We start from the raw sequence: 5203 nt of genomic DNA on the forward strand, positions 1-5203 counted from the left end.
TGCGCTTCCTGGAACGCGGCCTCCTGCTCGGGGTGGCCGCGTTCCAGGAAGCGCAGGAGTTCCACCGGGATGGGGAGGACCAGGGTCGAGTTCTTCTCCGCGGCCACCGCCATCACCGTCTGGAGGAGGCGCAACTGGAGGGCGGAGGGTGCCTCGGCCATCTGTTGGGCCGCTTCCGCCAGCTTCTTCGACGCCTGCAGCTCCGCGTCCGCGTTGATGATGCGGGCCCGGCGTTCCCGGTCGGCCTCGGCCTGGCGGGCCATGGAACGCTTCATGGTGTCGGGGAGGGACACGTCCTTGATCTCCACGCGGTCGATCGTGACGCCCCACTCCACGGCCGGGCTGTCGATCATCAGCTCCAGCCCCTGGTTCAGCTTCTCCCGGTTGGAGAGGAGGTCGTCGAGGTCGCTCTTGCCGATGATCGAGCGCAGGGAGGTCTGCGCCATCTGGGAGACGGCGAAGCGGTAGTCCTCGACCTGGATGACCGCGCCGGCCGGGTCGACGACCTTGAAGTACACGACCGCGTCCACGCGGACCGTCACGTTGTCGCGGGTGATCCCCTCCTGGGCGGGCACCGGCATCGTCACGATCTGCATGTTCACCTTGCGGAGACGGTCGACGACCGGGACGACCATGGTGAAGCCGGGCGGTCTGGGGGTGCCGAGGAGACGACCGAGGCGGAGGACGACACCGCGTTCGTACTGCTTGATGACGCGGGCCCCCGCCGCGACGTAGACGGCGGCGCCGGCGGCGAGGGCCGCGGCTGCCGCGATGAGTGCTTCGCCCATGACGACCGCCCCTTTGAGTCGACCGTGACGACCGCCCCCGGCCTCTCCCGATCGTCGTAATTCCTGCGGAGTCGTCGTATATCCACGCGATTACCACGATATGCCTCGGGTGAGGGCTGGGGCGACTGTCGTTCGCCGGGGGCCGAACACGGGTGGCGCCCCGGTCGAGGAGACCGGGGCGCCGGGGCGGGGACGGCCCGCGAGGGCCGCCGCCCGCCTGGTGGGTGGGGCCGTGCGGCGTCAGTGGGTCGCCGAGGCGACCTTCTCCGGCTCCGGGCCCGTCATCCTCACCGGCTCGGTGCCGGTCGCGCTGTGTCGTTCCGCCCAGTTCTCCAGGGCGGTGCGGCAGGCGTGGTCGAGGTGGTGCAGACCCGAGAGGTGGAGCTCGACGGGGCGGTCCTGGGGCAGGGACTCCAGGCTGTCGAGGATCTTCGGCAGGCGCAGGAAGGTGGCGTTGCCGGAGAGATAGGCCTGGACGGGGCCGGCGCCCTTGTCGATGACCTCCAGCTTGATGTGCGAGGCCTCCCAGGCCGTCTTGACGACCGCGAGGGCCAGGCCGATCAGAACGCCCTCGAACATGTTCACCGCGACGATCGACACGGCGGTCGTCACCAGGATCAGCGCCTCGCCCCGGTGGCCGCGCCACAGCGAGACGACCGCGCGGAACGGGATCAGCTTCCAGCCCGCGTGGACGAGGATGCCGGCCAGGGCCGGCAGCGGTATCAGGGCGAGGGCCCCCGGCAGCAACGCGGCGAACAGCAGCAGCCAGACGCCGTGCAGGACACGGGACGCCTTGGTCCTCGCGCCGGCGTGCACATTGGCGGAGCTGCGCACGATGACCGCCGTCATCGGCAGCGCGCCCAGCAGACCGCACACCGTGTTGCCGGCGCCCTGGGCCATCAGCTCCTTGTCGTACTCGGTGCGCGGCCCGTCGTGCAGTCGGTCCACCGCCGCCGCGCTGAACAGGCTCTCGGCGGACGCGATGAGCGTGAAGGCGAGGACCGTGCCGATCAGCGCCACATCGGCCAGCCCGCCGAAGGCGTCGAGTCCGGGCGGCTGGATGGAGTCCAGCAGGCCCTTCACCTCGACCTTGGCGACCGGCAGACCGAAGGCGAGGGTCGCGACCGTGGCGAGGACGACCGCGGCGAGCGCGCCGGGCACGACCTGGACCTTCTTCGGCAGCCGCTTCCACAGCACCATCACGGCGACGGTGCCCGCGCCGAGCGCGAGGGAGGCGACCGCGGCGGCGCTGCCCAAGGCCTCGACGAAGGCGCCGGGCAGCCCCGCGATCTTGTCGAGCCCGGAGGCCGGGGCCTTCAGACCCGCCGCCGCGTACAGCTGGCCGGCGATGATCACGAGACCGATTCCGGCCAGCATGCCCTCGACGACGGACACGGATATCGCACGGAACCAGCGGCCCAGCTTCAGCGCGCCCATGGCGAGCTGGAGCAGACCGGCGGCGAGCACGATCACGCCGAGCGCGGGGAGGCCGAACTGGCGCACCGCCTCGAAGACCAGCACGGTCAGCCCGGCCGCCGGGCCGGAGACCTGCAGACTGCTGCCGGGCATCAGACCGGCGACGATGCCGCCCACGATGCCGGTGATCAGGCCGAGTTCGGCCGGCACCCCGGAGGCGACGGCCACGCCCACGCACAGCGGCAGGGCGACCAGGAAGACGACCAGCGAGGCGCCGAAGTCCTGGCGTATGTAGGGGAACTTGGAGGTGGGGGAGGTCTGGGAGTTCATCGAGGACACCGGCCCGCCGCTCAGAGGGTCTCGAACGTGTCGGTGTCCGCGCGGTGTTCGCGCACGGCTCCGGTGTGGACCTCGTAGTACCAGCCGCGCAGCCGCAGCCGGCCGTCGGCGAGGCCCTTCTCCACACAGGGGTAGGAGCGCAGTCGCAGCAGCTGGCTGAGGACGTGGTTCTGCACGCCGTCGGCGACCGTGGGGTCCTCGACCGTGCCCTGGGGGCGCGGGGTGGCGTGGGTGAGCCAGTCGCGTACGGCGGGCACGGCGTCGAGGTCGTCGCCGCGCACCAGCGCGCCGACGGCACCGCAGTGCGAGTGGCCGCAGACCACGATGTCGCTGACGCCGAGCACTTCCACGGCGTACTCGATGGTGGCCGTCTCACCGGTGGGGCGGTCCGGCGTGTACGGGGGGACGATGTTGCCGGCGGTCCGCAGTTCGAAGAGCTCGCCGGGGCGGGCGCCCGTGATCAGGGCCGGGACGACCCGCGAGTCGGAGCAGGTGATGAACAGGACCTCGGGGGACTGGCCCTCGGCCAGCCTGGCGAACTCCTCAGGGCGCTGTCCGAAGGTACGGGCGTTGTCGATGAGGGGCTGCATGATGTGGTGACTCCTCCTGGCGCGCCACGGCGGCGCGTCGGGCTTGCACGACAGATGTGGGGGGAACGGGCTCCGCGCTCTCAGCAGCGGAAGACCTGGAGAGCGGCCGGGGTGTGGGCCGTGAGGGATCTCGACTGCCGGTGGTGCCGGGCCGAGGGCCGTTCCGGTTCGCTCGCGACCGCCGGGTTCTCCCCCTGCGGCGGGCGTACGGGCGCTCCGGAAGCGGTGTGGGTGGTGGCGCGGTGCCGGTCACGGGTGCGGAGAGGACCGGTCGGGTCCTCGGGATGACCGCAGGGGCGAGGCATGGCGGCCGAGTCACGCACCGGGGTGGCCGGGAGGGCCTTTCCGGGCGTGGCTTTGGCCTTGGCATGACCGGGTGTGTGCGCGGATGCGAAGGAAGCGGTGGGAGTGAAGAACTGCAGGGCGAGCAGGACGGCGGCTAGGGCCGTGATGACGGTCCGGGTCGTCGTACCTCGCAACATGAGCCTCCCCACTGCCAGTTCGTCCTGTCTCCCATGGGCCGACAGTTGAATGACTTGGTCAATCAATGGTCAACCGCTGGTCAAGAAACACGTTAACCCTGCAAAGTTGTTTGCAGGGTTAACTTAACGTTTCGAGCTGAAGAGAGCCTGAAAAGCGTGGGCAGGATGGCTGAAACAGCCCCTTGACCTGGGGGAGTTCCTCCCGGTGAGGGGTGTCGGTGGGCCGCTGGGGCTCAGTGCCCGGCGAGTCGCCCGGCGTCGCGGGCGAGGGCGGTGAGCCGGGAGATGGCTCGGAAGTACTTCTTCCGGTAACCGCCGTTCAGCATCTCCTCGCTGAACAGCCGGTCGAAGGGCAGACCGGAGGCGAGCACGGGGACCTCACGGTCGTACAGCCGGTCCGCGAGCACCACGAGCCGCAGGGCGGTCGACTGGTCGGGGACGGGCTGGACGTCGGTCAGGCACACCGCCTTCAGGCCGTCCGTGAGAGCGCCGTACCGGCTGGGGTGCACGCGCGCGAGGTGCTCCAGCAGATGCGGGAAGTCGTCGAGGGAGGAGCCCTCGGTGGCGTACGCCGTCTTCGTGACCTGCTCGTCGGAGAACGGCGGCGGCGCCTCGGGCAGCCCGCGGTGGCGGTAGTCCTCGCCGTCGATGCGCAGCGCGCGGAAGTGGGCGGACAGGCCCTGGATCTCCCGCAGGAAGTCGGCCGCCGCGAACCGGCCCTCACCGAGCTTGCCCGGCAGGGTGTTGGACGTGGCGGCCAGGGCGACGCCCGCGTCCACCAGCTTGCCGAGCAGCGTCGACACGAGGACGGTGTCGCCCGGGTCGTCCAGCTCGAACTCGTCGATGCACAGCAGCCGGTGCCCGGAGAGGGTCTGGACCGTCTTCTGGAAGCCGAGCGCGCCGACCAGATTGGTCAGCTCCACGAACGTGCCGAACGCCTTCAACGCGGGTTCGGCCGGGGTCGCGTGCCACAGGGAGGCCAGCAGATGGGTCTTGCCGACGCCGTAGCCGCCGTCCAGGTAGACACCGCGCGGGCCGGCGGGGACCTTGGGGGCCTTCGCCCTGCCGAAGCCGAAGAGGCCGCGCTTGCCGGCGCCGATCGCGTGGGCGCCGCCGAGGCCCGCCGCGAAGCCGCTGAGGACCCGGACGGCCTCGGTCTGGCTCGGCTGGTTCGGGTCCGGGATGTACGTGTCGAAGCGCACCGAGTCGAAGCGGGGCGGCGGCACCATCTCGGCGACGAGCCGGTCGGCGGGGACGTGGGGCTCGCGGGTGCACAGGGACAGCGGAGCCGTTTCGGCTATGGGGCCGGACACGGCGGCAGAGGACGACGACACGGTTACCGAGTCTAAAGGCCGTGCCACACTGCACGACATGCGACGCCTGTTCCCTGTGACCGAAGAGACAGCGGCCCGGACCCCGGACGAGGCCGGTGAGGGCACGGATACGGCCGGGACCCCCGCTCCGGCGGTGGCCGCCGGGTCGGACGCCGGCGGACGGGCGCCGGGTGCCGACGCCGTCGACCGGGAGTGGAGCCTGGCGGAGCTGGCGGCGGCGTACGCCTATCCCGCGCCCGCGCCCGGTCCGGGCG

Annotated in this window: 5 protein-coding genes and 1 pseudogene; 1 reads left to right on the top strand and 5 read right to left on the bottom strand. The window is 71.3% G+C overall.

Annotation, left to right across the window (positions count from 1 at the left end):
* The 5 genes from AOK23_RS24860 to zapE all read right to left on the bottom strand — a co-directional run.
* On the bottom strand, positions 1–788 hold a 788-nt coding region (locus AOK23_RS24860), incomplete at its 3' end, for a slipin family protein (RefSeq protein WP_055714871.1).
* 240 nt (positions 789–1028) lie between these two features.
* Positions 1029–2534: a SulP family inorganic anion transporter gene (locus AOK23_RS24865; RefSeq protein ID WP_107102865.1), complete on the bottom strand. Its 1506-nt coding sequence runs from the start codon at positions 2532–2534 to the stop codon at positions 1029–1031.
* A gap of 20 nt (positions 2535–2554) precedes the next feature.
* Positions 2555–3133, bottom strand: coding sequence for a carbonic anhydrase (locus AOK23_RS24870; protein WP_055714873.1), 579 nt, complete (start codon positions 3131–3133; stop codon positions 2555–2557).
* An 80-nt stretch (positions 3134–3213) separates the two neighbouring features.
* On the bottom strand, positions 3214–3615 hold the full coding sequence (locus tag AOK23_RS24875; RefSeq protein WP_206336284.1) for a hypothetical protein: 402 nt from the start codon (positions 3613–3615) through the stop codon (positions 3214–3216).
* A 233-nt stretch (positions 3616–3848) separates the two neighbouring features.
* A complete protein-coding gene (zapE, locus tag AOK23_RS24880; protein WP_055714874.1) occupies positions 3849–4949 on the bottom strand; it encodes a cell division protein ZapE in 1101 nt (366 codons plus the stop codon).
* A 37-nt stretch (positions 4950–4986) separates the two neighbouring features.
* Between zapE and AOK23_RS24885 the strand changes: the two are divergent.
* Positions 4987–5203, top strand: a pseudogene (locus tag AOK23_RS24885) (hypothetical protein); the annotation flags it as partial.

This window comes from Streptomyces torulosus (assembly GCF_001419765.1).
Lineage (GTDB): Bacteria > Actinomycetota > Actinomycetes > Streptomycetales > Streptomycetaceae > Streptomyces > Streptomyces torulosus.